This is a genomic window from Streptomyces botrytidirepellens, from assembly GCF_003721215.1.
GTDB classification, from domain to species: domain Bacteria; phylum Actinomycetota; class Actinomycetes; order Streptomycetales; family Streptomycetaceae; genus Streptomyces; species Streptomyces himastatinicus.
Window position 1 is genome coordinate 1 of sequence record NZ_RIBZ01000818.1, and the last position, 14,728, is coordinate 14,728.

The window sequence follows — 14,728 nt, forward strand, 5'->3', positions numbered from 1 at the left end:
CGCCGGGGGCCGGGTGCCCGCGGACCTGCCCGCGGAGGGGTACGCGCTCGCCGCGCGCGGCAGGGCGGTGGCGCTCGCGGGCGCGGACGCCGACGGGACGTACTACGCGGCGCAGACGCTGCGTCAGCTGGTCACCGGCGCCAAGAGGATCGCCTCGGTGGCGGTCGTGGACCATCCGCTGATGCCGCTGCGCGGCGTGATCGAGGGGTTCTACGGAAGTCCGTGGACCCACGCCGAGCGCATGGACCAGCTGGCGTTCTACGGGGACGTCAAGATGAACACGTACGTCTACGCGCCCAAGGACGACCCGTACCACCGGGAGAAGTGGCGCGAGCCGTACCCGGCCGACAAGCTCGCCCAGCTCGGTGAGCTGGTCCGGCAGGCGATCGGCCACCACGTACGGTTCACCTTCGCACTGTCCCCCGGCAATTCCCTCTGCTACAGCGATCCGGCCGAGTTCACGGCGCTCCAGGCCAAGTTGGGGGCGCTGTACGACCTCGGGGTGCGCAGCTTCTCGGTGCCGCTGGACGACATCAGCTACACCCGGTGGAACTGCGCCGCCGACCGCGCCGCCTACGGCGAGCCCTCGCAGCGGGCCGCGGGCGAGGCGCAGGCCGATCTGCTGAACCGGGTGCAGAAGGAGTTCCTGGACGCCCGCGAGGGCACCGCACCGCTCCAGACGGTGCCGACCGAGTACGGCGACGTCACCGAGACCGCGTACAAGAAGGCCCTGCGCGACCGGCTGGACCCGCGGGTCGAGGTCATGTGGACCGGCACCGATGTGGTGCCGCCGCGCATCACCGTGGCCGACGCCACGCGGGCCGCCGCCGTGTGGGGACGCAAGGTGTTCGTCTGGGACAACTACCCCGTCAACGACTACGGCCAGGCCGAGGGCCGACTGCTGCTCGCCCCGTACGACGCCCGTGAGCCCGGTCTGCACCAGCAGCTCTCCGGTCTGGTCCTCAACCCGATGAACCAGGCCGCCGCCAGCAAGGTCGCCCTGTTCGGCGGGGCGGACTTCGCCTGGAACGACACCGCGTACAACCCGGACCGCACCTGGCGGACCGCCGCCGCGTACCTGGCCGGGGACGATCCGGGCCCGGCCACCGTGTCCCCGCTGCTCGCCTTCTTCGACACCCAGCACCTCGCGCCCACCTTCGGCGACGAACCCTGGCAGCCCCAGGCGCCCGAACTGGCCGCCCGGCTGGCCCGGTTCCGTACCGACTGGGACGCCGGACGGCAGCGGGCGGCGCTGAACGCCCTGCGGCCCTCCGCTGCGCTGCTGGCCACCGCGTCGGCCACCATCAGGGCGGGCGTGGCCGACCGCGGCTTCGTGGCGGACACCGCGCCCTGGCTGGACGCGCTGGCGCTGTGGGGCCGTGCGTTCGAACGCACCCTGGACGCGCTGGGCGCCCGGCTCGACGGCGACACCGCGCAGGCGAAGCGCTGGTTCGCCGAGTCGTCGTCGCTGGCCGCGCAGGCCGGGCGGATCCGCACGATCCCGGGCGAGACCCGCCCCGAGGGCCCGGTCCGCGTCGCCGACGGGGTGCTCGACACCTTCCTGACGGCCGCGCCCGGACTCGGGGGCCGCCTGGCGCGATGAGTTCCGGCCGGGCCGCGCGTCTCTACTGGTGAGCGTCGGAGCACGCCGTACGCTGCCCGGCACGAGACACCGCGGAGGACACCATGACCACCACGCCCGGCAACGCGAGCAGCAACCTCCCCGGCAAGCCGCCCGTCGTCGACCTGGCCACCTGGCAGGCGGCGCGGGCGGAGCTGCTGGTCCGCGAGAAGGCGCACACCCGTGAGGGCGACGCGATCGCCGCGGCCCGGCGGCGGCTGCCGATGGTCGAGCTCGACGGGACGGTCGAGGTCACCGGCGCCGACGGGCCGGTCCCGTTCCTCGACCTGTTCCAGGGGCGCGACGAGCTCGTCGTCTACCAGCACATGTGGTACGACGGCGCGCCGCACCAGGGGCAGTGCGAGGGCTGCACCACCACGGCCTGGCACGTGCGGGACGCCGTCTACCTCGACGCCCGGGGCGTCTCGTTCGCCATCCTGACCACGGGCCCGTGGGACGAGGTGGCCCGCTACGTGGAGTTCATGGGCTACACCCAGCCCTGGTACTCGGTACGGGGCGTGGACGCGCCGGTCGGCGGCGAGATGGGGCACCTCGCGTGCTTCCTGCGCGACGGCGACCGCGTGTTCCTCACCTACTCCACCACCGGCCGTGGCAACGAGCGGGTCAACGGCTCCCTCGGCCTGCTCGACATGACGCCCTACGGCCGCGGCGAGGCGTGGGAGGACAACCCCGAGGGCTGGCCCGTGATCGGCGATGTCGGCGAGGGGCACCCGGCCGTGGGCCGCCAGGCCTGCTGGTACTGGCGCACGGACGCCGACGGGAACGCCACCTGGGGCCCGACCAGCCGCCCCGTACCGCAGTGGACCCGCCCGGGCGCGACCCCCGTGGAAACCCTCGGACGGCACGGCCACCACCACTGATCCCCGGCTCGGCGAGCTCGGTCATGATCTTGCCACGAACTCCGCCGTCGGCGAGGCGGACTTGATCATCCACCGGCATCGCGTGGCACGGTTGCTGTTCCGGATCACACGCAGGATCACACCGGACCACCCAACGGGATCGTTCAGGAGCGGCATGGACATCGGCGTCTTCATCCCCATCGGCAACAACGGCTGGCTCATCTCGAAGAGTTCTCCGCAGTACATGCCGTCCTTCGAGCTGAACAAGGCCATCGTGCAGAAGGCCGAGGAGCACGGTCTCGACTTCGCCCTGTCGATGATCAAACTCAAGGGGTTCGGCGGCGAGACCGAGTTCTGGGACCACTGTCTGGAGTCGTTCACGCTGATGGCGGGCCTGGCCGCCGTGACGGAGCGGATCAAGCTGTACGCCTCGACACCGATCCTCGCCCTGCACCCGGCGATCACCGCGCGCATGGCCACGACGGTCGACTCGATCGCCCCCGGCCGGTTCGGCGTCAACATCGTCACCGGCTGGGCGCCCGGCGAGTACTCCCAGATGGGGCTGTGGCCCGGGGACGACCACTTCGGCAACCGCTACGCCCGGGCCGCGGAGTACGTCACCGTGATGAAGGAGCTGTGGCACGACGGGGTCAGCAACTTCAAGGGCGAGTTCTACACCCTGGACGACTGCGTGCTGTCCCCCGGACCGGCGAACGGCCACATCGACATCGTCGCCGCCGGGCAGAGCACCACCGGCATGAAGTTCTCCGCCGAGCACGCCGAGTACAACTTCATCCTGGGAAGCGGGATCAACACCCCGCTCGCGCTGTCGGACACCACGGCCACGCTCGTGGAGGCGGCGCGCGAGACCGGCCGCGACGTCGGGGCGCTCTCGCTGTTCATGGTCATCGCGGACGAGACGGACGAGGCCGCCCAGGCGAAGTGGAAGGACTACCACGACAACGCCGACCACGCGGCGCTGGCGTACATGGCGGGGGAGACGGCCACGGACACGACCTCCGACGGCTCCTCGACCGCCAGGACCATCTCGCTGCCCGAGGGCGCCGTGAACTTCAACATGGGCACGCTCGTCGGCTCGTACGAAACCGTCGCGGCGATGCTCGACGAGGTCGCCGGGGTCTCCGGCACCAAGGGGATCATGCTGGTGTTCGACGACTTCCTCGAAGGCATCGAGAACTTCGGTACGCGCATCCAGCCGCTGATGCGGTCCCGGTCGTGACGGGAAGTCAATGAGCAATTCTCCGGCACGTATCGCGTCTATCTTTCCCGCATACGCGCCGAGTAATGTGTTCTTCCTGTCACCGCTGTCGTGCTGGGGAGGCTGAACGCCTTGGAGACGACCATCAGCGGGTCGTCCAGCAGGGTGCGCAGATGCTCCAGCTGCGTCTGCCACCGGGACGGGTCCGACGGTGGCGCGACCGGGCACGGCACGGCACCGGCCAGCACACATCCCCAGAAGGCGCGGAAGAAATTCTCCGGGTCATCGGCCGCGATCAGCACCGGGTGGCCCGGTGCGGTGCCGCCATCGCGTAACCCTTGAGCGATGCGGCGGGCGCATTCCCTCAGCTCGGCATAGGAAAGGAACGAACCGCCGACGAAGGTGATTCCTCGAGAGGTGTCACGAGCCGCACGCTCGAGCAGCATCGGAAGTGTCGAAACACGAAGTTGATCAGACATCGGGGTGAGACCCTTTCCTCTGGGCGCTGCCAACCTCGTTGAATCGCACGATGTTTTCGATGGTCTGCTGGAGTTTCAGCTCGTCCTGGTCGGAGACGATCGCCTCACCGATGCGGCCGTACGGCCCGACCGGCGTATCCGGTGACGAGGAATACTGGATCTCGTCGAAACGGAAGTTTCGCTCGAAATCCCGCTGGGTCAGCGTGCCTTGTGTGGGGCGGCGCAGCAGGATGTAGCCGTAGAAGCGCTCCGGTGGGGTGCCCTCCGGGGTGCCTTCCGGGGTGTCGACGGTCACCTCTTCACCGAGCGCGAGGCTGATCTCGACATCGAAGAGATCCACGCCGAAGGTCAGTTTGTTGACCCCTGCCCGGCAAGCGCCCCCGCTTGCTGGAAAAGTTCCGAGTGCTGCCTTCTGTCCAGAATGTGGGCCGCCAGGATGCCGCCCTGGACGGCGCTGAGCGGTGCGATGTGGTTGCGGCTCATGGACGACCAGTGCAGGGCGCCGTTCTTCCAGATGCCGTCGACGTAGACTTCCGGAGCGTCGACGAAGGGCTCGGCGACGATCTCGACATCCGACCGGCCCGAGAAGACCTCCAGGGCGCGCGCGTATTCCTCCGGGGAGCGGGCGATGCTCGTGCGCAGGGCGCCCGCCCCGGTCGCCGGTTTGACGACGAACACGTCGCCCAGCTCGTCGGCGAGTTCCGTGAACGGCGTATCGCCGGATATGTGCCGGCAGCGCGCCCGTCTGATCCCGGGTGGCAGCTTGCTCTTCTGGGGATACTTGTCCCGGAAGCAAAGGGCCGTCTTGGCGTCGGTGTTCCCGGGAAGGCCGAGCTGTTGCCGCAGGCAGGCTGCCCCGAACACGCCCATTTCATGGACGGTCAGCACCCCCGCCACGTCGTGGAGTCCTTGAAGAAAGCTATGCGCCGTATTTCTGTTCGGGTTCAACCCGGAGGCATCATGGCGCAGAGGTGCGAAGATAGAGCGTGTGATGTGAATCACATGTTCGATCTTGCGGTGAGTAAGAATGGAATCACTCACTCCGTCTCAAGAAAATGCCTTGCCGGTCATGGCGCGGCGACAAGAGAATGCCGGGCCATGGGACATCTGGAGGCCGCGCATCTCGCCTACTTCCTGCCGGACGGGCGGTTGCTGCTCGGCGACGTCTCCTTCCGGGTGGGCGAAGGCACCGTTGCCGCCCTGGTGGGGCCGAACGGAGCGGGCAAGACCACCCTGCTGCGGCTTCTCTCCCGCGAGACGGAACCCGATGAGGGGACGGTGACCGTCAGCGGCTCACTGGGCGTGATGCCGCAGTTCGTCGGTTCCGTGCGGGATGAGCGGACGGTGCGGGACCTGCTGGTCTCGGTGGCGCGGCCCGCGCTGCGCCAGGCCGCCCGAGCGGTCGACGAGGCGGAACTCGCGGTCATGGAGCGGGACGACGAGGCAGCCCAGATGGGTTACGCCCAAGCGCTCAGCGACTGGGCCGAGGCGCGCGGCTACGAGGCCGAGACCCTCTGGGACATGTGCACCACGGCGGCGCTCGGGGTGCCGTACGAGAAGGCGCAGTGGCGCGCGGTCCGCACGCTCAGCGGGGGCGAGCAGAAGCGACTGGTGCTGGAGGCGCTGCTGCGGGGCCCCGACGACGTCCTGCTGCTCGACGAGCCGGACAACTACCTGGATGTGCCGGGCAAGCAGTGGCTGGAGGAGCGGCTCCGGGAGACACCCAAGACGGTGCTGTTCATCAGCCACGACCGGGAACTGCTGTCCCGCGCGGCCGAGCGGATCGTCAGTGTCGAGCCCAGCCCGGCGGGCAGCGACGTATGGGTCCACGGCGGTGGTTTCGCCACGTATCACACGGCCCGGGACGAGCGGTTCGCACGGTTCGAGGAACTGCGTCGGCGCTGGGACGAGAAACACGCCCAGCTGAAGCGTCTGGTGCTGGACATGCAGCGGTACGCGGCGCGAAGCGATGAGATGGCGTCGCGCTATCAGGCGGCGAAGACCCGGCTGCGGAAGTTCCAGGAGGCGGGCCCGCCTCCGGAGCCACCGCGCAAGCAGGACATCACGATGCGGCTGGCGGGCGGACGCACCGGGGTCCGGGCGCTGACCTGCCGGGGGCTGGAGCTGGAAGGGCTGATGCGCCCCTTCGACCTGGAGGTCTTCTACGGCGAGCGAGTGGCCGTTCTGGGGTCCAACGGATCGGGTAAATCCCACTTCCTGCGGCTCCTGGCCGGTGAGGACGTCGCTCACCGGGGGGAGTGGAAACTGGGCGCGCGCGTCGTGCCCGGCCACTTCGCGCAGACCCATGCGCGCCCCGAGCTGACCGGCCGCACACTCGTCGAGATCCTGTGGACCGACCACGCCCGGGACCGGGGCAGGGCGATGAGCGCCCTGCGCCGGTATGAGATGGAACGCCAGGGCGACCAGCTCTTCGACCGGCTCTCGGGCGGCCAGCAGGCCCGTTTCCAGATCCTGCTGCTCGAATTGGCCGGGACGACCGCGCTGCTGCTGGACGAGCCGACCGACAACCTGGACTTGGAGTCGGCGGAAGCGCTTCAGGAGGGTCTGGAGGCGTACGAGGGCACGGTGCTGGCCGTCACCCACGACCGCTGGTTCGCGCGCTCCTTCGACCGCTTCCTGGTCTTCGGTTCGGACGGCGTCATCCGCGAGACAGCGGAGCCGGTGTGGGACGAGCGCCGTGTCGACCGGCTCCGCTGACGGGGACTCACACAGACGGCCACGGACTCACACGAAGGCGCTCCGGCCGGTGATCGCCTTGCCGACGATCAGGGTGTTCATCTCCCGGGTGCCCTCGAAGGAGTAGATGGCCTCGGCGTCGGCGAAGAATCGGGCGATGTCGTGGTCCAGCAGGATTCCGTTGCCGCCGAAGATCTCCCGGCTCCAGGCCACCACCTCCCGCATCCGGGAGGTGACGAACGCCTTGGCGAGGGCGGAGTGTTCGTCGCGGAAGATGCCCGCGTCCTGCATCCGGGCGAGCTGCACCAGCATGCCCCAGGACGCGGTGATGTTGCCCAGGCTCTTGACCAGCAGGTCCTGCACGAGCTGGAAGCCACCGATCGGGCGGCCGAACTGGTGGCGCTCCCGGGCGTAGTCCAGCGCCAGTTCGTAGGCGCCGACCATCACGCCCAGCGCCTGCCACGCCACTCCGCTCCGGGTGGCGCGCAGGATCTCCGCCACGTCCCGGAAGGAGCCGATGTTCCGGAGGCGGTCGGCCTCCGGCACCCGGACGTCGGTCAGGGTGATTTCGGCGTTCTCCACGATCCGGAAGGCGAGCTTGTTCTCGATCTTCGCCGGGCTGAAGCCGGGCGTGCCCTTCTTGATGACGAAGCCCTTGACGTGGTGGTCGTCGACGTCCCGGGCCCACACCACGACGTAGTCGGCGAAGGTCGCGTTGCCGATCCACTTCTTGGCGCCGTTCAGGACCCAGGTGTCCCCCTCGCGCCGGGCGGTGGTGCGCATGCCGCCCGCGACGTCGGAGCCGCCGAGCGGCTCGGTCATGGCGAACGCGCCGATCTTGTCCATCGCGGCCATCGCCGGAAGCCAGCGGTCGCGCTGCTCCTGGTCGCCGCCTGCGTGGATGGAGTACATCGCCAGGCCGTTGTGGACGCCGAAGAAGGTGGACACCGACGCGTCGGTGCGGGCCGTCTCCAGGGCGAGCATGCCGGACAGGAGGTTGCTGACGGCGGGGCGGTGCGCGCCGTAGCCCTCGTAGGGCAGCCCGGCGAGGCGGCTGTCGCGGAACAGGGCGATCAGCTCCCGCGGGAACTCGCCCCGCGCCCAGCTCTCGTTCACCAGCGGCTTGACCCGGTCGCGCATGAGGGAGCGGGCCTTGAGGAGGATCGCGCGCTCCTCGTCCGGCAGCAGCGACTCGTAGTGGTAGAAGTCGGCGGTCAGTTCGTCCGCGATCGGGCCGGCGGCCGACGGCTGCACGGCGGTGGTCATCTCGGTTCTCCTCCTCGGGGGTGGACGAAGGCGTCGGCGTCGCTCAGCGGGCGGCGTCGAACTCGGCGAGGACTTCCTCGGTGTCCTGGCCCGCGACCGGCGCCAGACGGCGGATCGTGCCGGGGGTGGCGGAGAAGCGCATCGGGATGCCGATGGTGCGGAGCGTGCCCTCGGTCGGGTGCTCGACGGTGTCGAGGAGGTGGCCGTCGCGGACGTACGGGTCCTCGTGGGCGCGGTCCAGCTCCAGCACCGGGGCCATCGGGATGCTGTGCTTCGCGCACACCTCCGTCCACTCCGCGGTGGTCAGCGCCGGGGCGCACGCGTCGATCAGCGCGGCCAGGTCCTCGTGGTCGGCGCTGTCGATCGCCTCGCCGCCCACGCGCGGGTCCTCGGCGAGGTCCGGGCGTCCGGCGGCGGTGAAGAAGTCGCGGAAGTTCCGCGGGTTGTACGGGATCACGCAGGCCAGACCGTCCTTGGTGCGCACCGCCTTGTGCCCCTTGGCCATCGACAGCGGGAAGCCGGTGGGGCCCAGTTCGGGCTCGTGGGTGTGTCCCGCCAGGTGCTCGACCAGGTTGAACGCGATCAGCGTGTCCGTCATCGGGATCTCGACGAGCTGGCCCCGGCCGGTCCTGTCCCGGTGCAGCAGGGCGGCGAGCACGCTGTAGGCGATGGTCAGCGAGGAGACCTTGTCGCCGATGATGGTGGGCAGGTAGACGGGCTCGCCCAGCGCCCGGTCGGCGATGTCGACCAGGCCGGACGCGGCCTGCACGGTCTCGTCGTAGGCGGCGTTGCCGGCCCGGTCAGAGTCGCTGCGGAACCCTTGCGCGTGCGCGTAGACGAGGCGCGGATGGCGGGAGGCGATGTCGTCGTAGGACAGCCCCAGGCGGTGCAGCGCGCCGGGCCGCATGTTCGTGATCAGCACGTCGGCGGTGTCGATCAGTTCGAGCGCCCGCTCGCGCTCCGGCTCGTCCTTGAGGTTGAGGGCCACGCTGCGCTTGTTGCGGTTGACGTTGAGATTCAGCGCCGTCATGCCCGGTGTGGTGCGGTAGTGGCCCACTCGTACGGTGTCGGCGGGCGACTCGATCTTGATCACGTCGGCGCCCAGGTCCCCGAGGATCTGGGCCGCGTAGGGGCCCATCACCACGGTCGACAGGTCGATCACGCGCACGCCTTCCAGGGGACCGGCGATGGTGTCCGTGATGTCCGTCATCGTGTGTGCCTTCACTCCTTGCCTCACCACATGTGTGTATCTGGAAATCAAATTAACAAGGGTGGGGCGGGGAGCGGAATGATCATGTTGCGAAAGGCGGTGTGACCACACTGGTCATACCGCCTTCAGGGCGCTCCGCGGGAGCTATACGTGGAGCGGCTCGGCGAATATCTCCCGGGCAGTGGCGGCAACTTCCTCCAGGTCACCGCCGTGGGCGCGGTCCTGACGCCATAGCAGTCCGGTCTCAAGGCGGGGATGGAAATCGGAGAAGGGGAGGACGGCCACATTGTCCAGGCGGTAATTCTGCATGGGGCTTTTCGGATCCAGCATGGAAAGGGAGAACGCCAGACCGCTCGAAACGATTTCGGACACCCCGTCGAATGTGGCGCTGTTCAGCGTGATGCGTTTCTTGATGCCGAGGTCGGACAGCTGCTGGTCGAGTCCGCGGAAGTACGCGTGGGTCCCCGCCGCGGGGGAGCCCGCGTAGGCGAGGTCGGCCAGTTCCGCGAGCGCCACCGACTCCCGCCCGGGGAACTTGTCGCGGGGCACGACCGCGCCGAGCCGTTCCGACATCACCGGTAGCTGCTCCAGCGCCGGGTCGCCGCCGACCGGGAGCCGGGCCAGGGTCAGCGCCAGCCTGCCGTCGCACACCGCGTCGACCAGGCGGTCGGTGGCGCCCGGCCAGCGGGTGACCTCGAACCGGTCGCGGACCCGCTCGGCGAGGGCGTCGAGCCGTTCGCGCAGCTCCGGGTGGATGCCCGTGGGCACGCCGAGCAGCAGGGTGGTCCGCTGCGGCCGGGTCGTCTCGTCCAGCCGCCACTTGATGGAATCGACCTGCTCCAGGACGCCGCGGGCGATCGGCAGCAGCGCGCTGCCCGCCGGGGTGAGCCGCACATGGTGGGTGTCGCGGTCGAACAGCCGGTGTCCGAGTTCGTTCTCCAGGTCCTTGATCCGCCGGCTCAGCGGGGACGCCGCCATGTGCAGTTTGCGGGCCGCGGTGGAGAAGTTCAGTTCCTGGGCGACGGCGGCGAAGTAACGCAGGTGTAGGAGCTCCACGGATCCACCCTAGCCACCCCGCGGCCCGCCCCTGGCCGCGGGCGGAGTGCGGAGGGAATGCGCGCGGATCCCTCCAGGTTGCTCCGGCGTGGCTTGAGGGCTCATCGGCAGTGGACGGATCGGCGGCACCATCGCGCGGCTGGCCGTAGATGCCGGACTCGACGTCGTGCTCAGCAACTCGCGCGGACCGGAGACGCCGGCCGACCTGGTCGCGGAACTCGGCCCCCGCGCCAGGGCGGCGTCGGCGGCCGAGATACGGGCGCTCCTCGCGAAGGCGCAGAGCTGACGTGGGCTTCGCTGAGGGCCCGTCCGTGGGGGCCGTTCCGTGTGGCACAGCGCCACGCGGAACGGCCCCGGTGCGTGTGAGTACTCCGCCATCGGTGCCGATCAGTGGGTCCCGCACGAGCTGGAGTCCGACGCGCCCAGGAGGTTGACGGGGACGGTGACGAAGGAGAACTGGTTGCTGGCGCACAGGCCGGGGAAGGCCGTGTTGCCGGAGTTGTAGACGTTGACATCCGGTCCGTCGGCGGCCGCGGCGCCGGTCGCGCCGACGGTGAGGGCCGCGGCGGCGAGGGCGAGCGTGGACAGGGCCGTCTGGATACGCATGGGGTCTCCTTGCTGGGCTGGCTGGCCGGATATGCCCGGCTACTTCCGTATATTGCCCTTCGGGTAGGGATGGTGGGCTCAGGGTCCCTCCAATGGCGGAAGACGGCATGACGGCCGTCGGCATGAGTCAGTGGCTCAGGGGGCCGTGCGGCCTCCGCGGAGGATCTCTCACCCGCGATGACGGGGGGTCTGTCACTCCCCCGAACGCCACTCCCCGGCACAGCGCGGCCTGCCACCGTGCGCCGATGCCACGGAGAGTGGAGGGCGGCGACACACCTGGCCCCTTCGGGCCACAGCACGCAGCAAGGAGCACCACCGAATCATGCTCACCGTCAACGCCTACGCCGCGACCTCCGCCACCGCACCGCTCACCCCCACGACCATCGAGCGCCGGGACGTCGGCCCGCACGATGTGCTCATCGAGATCACATACACGGGCATCTGCCACTCCGACATCCACCACGCCCGCAGCGAATGGGGCGGACAGACCTACCCGATCGTCCCCGGCCATGAGATCGCGGGCATCGTCACCGAGGTCGGCTCCGAGGTCACCGCGCACGCCGTCGGCGACCGGGTCGGGGTCGGCTGCATGGTCAACTCCTGCCGGGCCTGCGAGCCCTGCCGACGGGGTGAGGAGCAGTACTGCCTGAAGGGGCACACACTCACCTACGGCGCCATCGACGAGGACGGCACCGTCACCCAAGGCGGCTACTCCACCCACGTCGTGGTGAACGACGACTTCGTGGTCCGCATCCCCGAGGGCATCGGCCTGGACGAGGCGGCACCGCTGCTGTGCGCGGGCATCACCACGTACTCACCGCTGCGCCGCTTCGGAGCGGGCCCCGGCAAGAGGGTCGCGGTCGTCGGACTGGGCGGCCTCGGCCACATGGCCGTCAAGCTCGCGCACGCCATGGGCGCCGAGGTCACCGTCCTGTCGCAGTCGTTGAAGAAGAAGGACGACGGTCTGCGCCTGGGAGCCGACCACTACCACGCCACGGGCGCCCCGGCCACCTTCGAGCAGCTGGCGGGCACCTTCGACCTGATCGTCAACACGGTCAGCGCCAGGCTCGACCTCGACGCCTATCTCCGCCTGCTGGCCGTGAACGGCGTCATGGCCAACGTCGGCGCACCCGCCGAGCCGCTGTCGCTCAGCGTGTTCTCCCTGCTCATGCAGGGCCGGACACTCGCAGGATCGCTGATCGGCGGCATCCGTGAAACGCAGGAGATGCTCGACTTCTGCGCCGAGCACGGCGTGGGCGCCGACGTCGAGGTCATCCCGGCCGAGAAGATCAACGAGGCGTACGAACGGGTCCTCGCCTCGGACGTGCGCTACCGCTTCGTCATCGACATCGCCACCCTCGCGACACACCACCGGTGACCCCCACCCGGGCCGGGGTTCAGCGTGCGGAAACCCCGGCCCGCCGGGCGAGGTACATCGGGTCGGTGGTCAGCCAGTCGTAGTCGATCCCGTTCCAGAACGAACACTGGTGTCGTGCCGCGTACGCCCCGGAGTTGACCGCCCTGCTGCGGTCGCCGGGCAGCAGCGACATGAGCTTGGCGTCGCGGTACGACGGCCACGGCGCCTGGTGGTCTGTCGTGGGGCGCCCGTCCCTGACGAACGCGCCCCAGTAGCGCATCATCGCCCGCGACAGCTGCCGTTGCTCCGGTGTCAGTGGCGTGGGGGACATGCTGGGCCACAGGTAGGGAAGCTCGGCGGCATGGGCCGCGCCCGCCGCGAAACCGGGCTGGGCGGGGCTGTGCGAGGGCGGGTTGCGGTCGCCGAATTCGTAGAAGTACGTCCGGGGCTGCCGGGACGCGAACTGGTCCGCCAGGCGCTGGTATTGGCAGCCGCCCATCCCGTAGAACACGCTGCTGTCGGTCCACAGCGCCCCCAGGGGGTACGCCGCGCCGTACGTGCGGTTGCGGGCGTCATAGGGGTAGCGGGCGAGGACCCCGGCGGCGTGGGGGCCGAATTGCTGCCCGATCACCCGCTCGTACTGCTCCTTGCTGGCGTGCGCGAACGGCAGCGCCCACTTGCGGATCTCGTCGCGGTTGGTGCCGATGAGGAGGGGGACGTCGGCGAACCTGCCGGAGCGCACCGCCACGCCCGGCGCGACGGGCAGTTCGGGGACCCCGGACACGGGCAGGGGGCCGTTGAGGATGCCACCGAAGTCGCGCCCGGCGGCCAGCAACTCGTCCGGCCGCTTGGCCCGCAGACAGGACACGGCCGCCGCGGAATCACCGCAGCCCGCGGCGGTGGCGTAGCTCTTGCCCCGCGCGGTGGCCTGCGCGGACGTGAGACTCGGGCAGCCGCCGCTCTGCATGATGGCTCGGTCGAACAGGCCGCGGGCCGGGGGCGAGGCCATCAGGGCGCACACGGACTGGCCACCGGCCGACTCGCCCGACACCGTCACACGGCCGGGGTCCCCGCCGAACGCGGCGATGTTCCGCTGGGTCCAGCGCAGCGCCGCCTGCTGGTCGAGCAGGCCGTAGTTGCCACCGCCCCGCGCGCTCAGCCCGGGCAGGTCGAGGAAGCCGAACACGCCCAGCCGGTAGTTGACCGTGACGACCACGATGTTGTTGGTCCGCGCGAGCTGTGAGCCGTCGTAGAGGTCGCCCGAACCGCTCATGAAGCCCCCGCCGTGGATCCAGAACAGCACCGGCAGCGGACGGTCCGTGCGCCGTTCGGGGGCGTAGACGTTGAGGTGCAGGCAGTCCTCGCTCGTGCCCGCGCCACCGCCGGTGGCCGTCTGGGCGCAGGCCGCACCGGGCCGGTCCGCCGACCGGACACCGGGCCATGCGGATGCGGGCGCGGGCGGCTGCCAGCGCCGGTCGCCGACCGGTGGCGCGGCGTACGGGATGCCGAGGAACCGGCCGACCCCGTTCGCCGCGGCGCCCTCGACCACGCCCTTGGCGGTGGCCACCGTCAACGGGCGCGACACGGTGGGGGCGGCCGAGGGGACGGTGGCCAGCGCGGCCAGGCTGACCGCGGCCGCGAGTACTCGTCGGATCATGGATTGCCCTGGACCTCCCGGACGGAAGCAGGGCTCCATCGAATCACGGGCCGATCCTCACTCCTCGACCGGAGGCGGCCTGCGGCGCACGAGCCCGCGCCCCTCCAGCCGGACCAGCCGCTCGGTGAGGTGCGCGCGGTGTCCGTCACCGGCCCCGTCCTCGACGTTCCGCCGATCGCCACCCCCTGAACCGACGAGGTTGTTTGGGGGTCCTCGCGCCGGGCACGCGCATCAACGTGCTTCGGACCGGAGGCACGCCCACGGGAGCAGTTCGGCTGCTCGGGGTGTGCTCTGTCCGGCACCCCAGGCAGTCGGCTCTTCTCCCACGGTGCTACCGACCACACGATGAGGGAGACCGGCGCATGACTGCTGTACGCACGCGAAGCAAGCACTCGCACGACGACGCTCCCGACACCGCCGCCGAGTTCCGGCGCATCGCCGCTCTGCCCGAGGGGCCCGAGAAGGAGGCGCTGCGGCAGGATGTCGTACGGGCCTGGATGCCGATGGCGGAGCGGCTGGCCCGGCAGTTCCGCAACCGCGGTGAGTCCGCGGAGGATCTGCGGCAGGTGGCGATGCTCGGCCTGGTCAAGGCCGTCAAGCGGTACGAGCCGGACCGCGGCAGCGCCTTCGCGAGCTATGCCGTGCCGACCGTCGTGGGCGAGATCAAGCGCCACTTCCGGGACCACATGTGGGGCGTGCA

14 protein-coding genes and 1 pseudogene are annotated in these 14,728 nt (G+C 70.1%); 7 read left to right on the forward strand and 8 right to left on the reverse strand.

Translation table 11 applies throughout. The features are described from left to right. The 3 genes from EEJ42_RS42095 to rutA form a co-directional block, all read left to right on the forward strand. The coding region (locus EEJ42_RS42095; protein WP_123107419.1) for a glycoside hydrolase family 84 protein at positions 1 to 1,603 on the forward strand (1,603 nt) is incomplete at its 5' end. Between the two features lie 83 nt (positions 1,604 to 1,686). After that, positions 1,687 to 2,502: a DUF899 domain-containing protein gene (locus EEJ42_RS42100; protein WP_123107420.1), complete on the forward strand. Its 816-nt coding sequence runs from the start codon at positions 1,687 to 1,689 to the stop codon at positions 2,500 to 2,502. 154 nt (positions 2,503 to 2,656) lie between these two features. Beyond that, a complete protein-coding gene (rutA, locus tag EEJ42_RS42105) occupies positions 2,657 to 3,721 on the forward strand; it encodes a pyrimidine utilization protein A (protein WP_123107421.1) in 1,065 nt (354 codons plus the stop codon). A 38-nt stretch (positions 3,722 to 3,759) separates the two neighbouring features. Here the strand turns inward: rutA and EEJ42_RS42110 are convergent, their stop codons facing one another. From EEJ42_RS42110 to EEJ42_RS54355, 3 genes are read right to left on the reverse strand one after another with little or no spacing between them, the layout of a single operon-like run. Further along, positions 3,760 to 4,146: an AMP-binding protein gene (locus EEJ42_RS42110; protein ID WP_246097714.1), complete on the reverse strand. Its 387-nt coding sequence runs from the start codon at positions 4,144 to 4,146 to the stop codon at positions 3,760 to 3,762. Between the two features lie 25 nt (positions 4,147 to 4,171). Next, positions 4,172 to 4,519 carry a hypothetical protein gene (locus EEJ42_RS54350; RefSeq protein WP_342778403.1) on the reverse strand — a complete coding sequence of 116 codons (348 nt, stop codon included), beginning with the start codon at positions 4,517 to 4,519 and terminating at the stop codon, positions 4,172 to 4,174. An 8-nt stretch (positions 4,520 to 4,527) separates the two neighbouring features. Next, positions 4,528 to 5,220, reverse strand: coding sequence for an ATP-grasp domain-containing protein (locus tag EEJ42_RS54355; RefSeq protein ID WP_342778404.1), 693 nt, complete (start codon positions 5,218 to 5,220; stop codon positions 4,528 to 4,530). A gap of 57 nt (positions 5,221 to 5,277) precedes the next feature. Between EEJ42_RS54355 and EEJ42_RS42120 the strand changes: the two genes are divergently transcribed. Next, positions 5,278 to 6,897, forward strand: a complete 1,620-nt coding sequence (locus tag EEJ42_RS42120; protein ID WP_123107422.1) for an ABC-F family ATP-binding cassette domain-containing protein — start codon at positions 5,278 to 5,280, stop codon at positions 6,895 to 6,897. 27 nt (positions 6,898 to 6,924) lie between these two features. Here EEJ42_RS42120 and EEJ42_RS42125 read toward each other — a convergent pair whose 3' ends face one another. The 3 genes from EEJ42_RS42125 to EEJ42_RS42135 all read right to left on the reverse strand — a co-directional run bounded on the left by EEJ42_RS42125 (position 6,925) and on the right by EEJ42_RS42135 (position 10,408). Beyond that, positions 6,925 to 8,142 (reverse strand): acyl-CoA dehydrogenase family protein, encoded by a 1,218-nt coding sequence (locus EEJ42_RS42125; protein ID WP_123107423.1) that lies wholly within the window; start codon positions 8,140 to 8,142, stop codon positions 6,925 to 6,927. A 43-nt stretch (positions 8,143 to 8,185) separates the two neighbouring features. Beyond that, on the reverse strand, positions 8,186 to 9,352 hold the full coding sequence (locus EEJ42_RS42130) for a CaiB/BaiF CoA transferase family protein (RefSeq protein WP_123107424.1): 1,167 nt from the start codon (positions 9,350 to 9,352) through the stop codon (positions 8,186 to 8,188). Positions 9,353 to 9,496: 144 nt separating this feature from the next. Further along, positions 9,497 to 10,408, reverse strand: coding sequence for a LysR family transcriptional regulator (locus tag EEJ42_RS42135; RefSeq protein WP_123107425.1), 912 nt, complete (start codon positions 10,406 to 10,408; stop codon positions 9,497 to 9,499). 103 nt (positions 10,409 to 10,511) lie between these two features. Between EEJ42_RS42135 and EEJ42_RS42140 the strand changes: the two are divergent. Continuing rightward, a pseudogene (locus EEJ42_RS42140) lies at positions 10,512 to 10,661 on the forward strand (NAD(P)-binding domain-containing protein); the annotation flags it as partial. 134 nt (positions 10,662 to 10,795) lie between these two features. Here EEJ42_RS42140 and EEJ42_RS42145 read toward each other — a convergent pair. Then, complete coding sequence (locus tag EEJ42_RS42145; RefSeq protein ID WP_123107426.1) at positions 10,796 to 11,014, reverse strand: hypothetical protein; 219 nt, start codon at positions 11,012 to 11,014, stop codon at positions 10,796 to 10,798. 322 nt (positions 11,015 to 11,336) lie between these two features. On the opposite strand from EEJ42_RS42145, the gene EEJ42_RS42150 reads away from it, so the two are divergent. Next, positions 11,337 to 12,392 (forward strand): NAD(P)-dependent alcohol dehydrogenase, encoded by a 1,056-nt coding sequence (locus EEJ42_RS42150; protein WP_123107427.1) that lies wholly within the window; start codon positions 11,337 to 11,339, stop codon positions 12,390 to 12,392. Positions 12,393 to 12,411: 19 nt separating this feature from the next. Here the strand turns inward: EEJ42_RS42150 and EEJ42_RS42155 are convergent, their stop codons facing one another. Beyond that, positions 12,412 to 14,028, reverse strand: a complete 1,617-nt coding sequence (locus tag EEJ42_RS42155; RefSeq protein WP_123107428.1) for a carboxylesterase/lipase family protein — start codon at positions 14,026 to 14,028, stop codon at positions 12,412 to 12,414. A 362-nt stretch (positions 14,029 to 14,390) separates the two neighbouring features. Between EEJ42_RS42155 and EEJ42_RS42160 the strand changes: the two genes are divergently transcribed. Then, positions 14,391 to 14,728 (forward strand): sigma-70 family RNA polymerase sigma factor (locus EEJ42_RS42160; protein ID WP_123107429.1); only part of this gene is annotated, 338 nt, incomplete at its 3' end.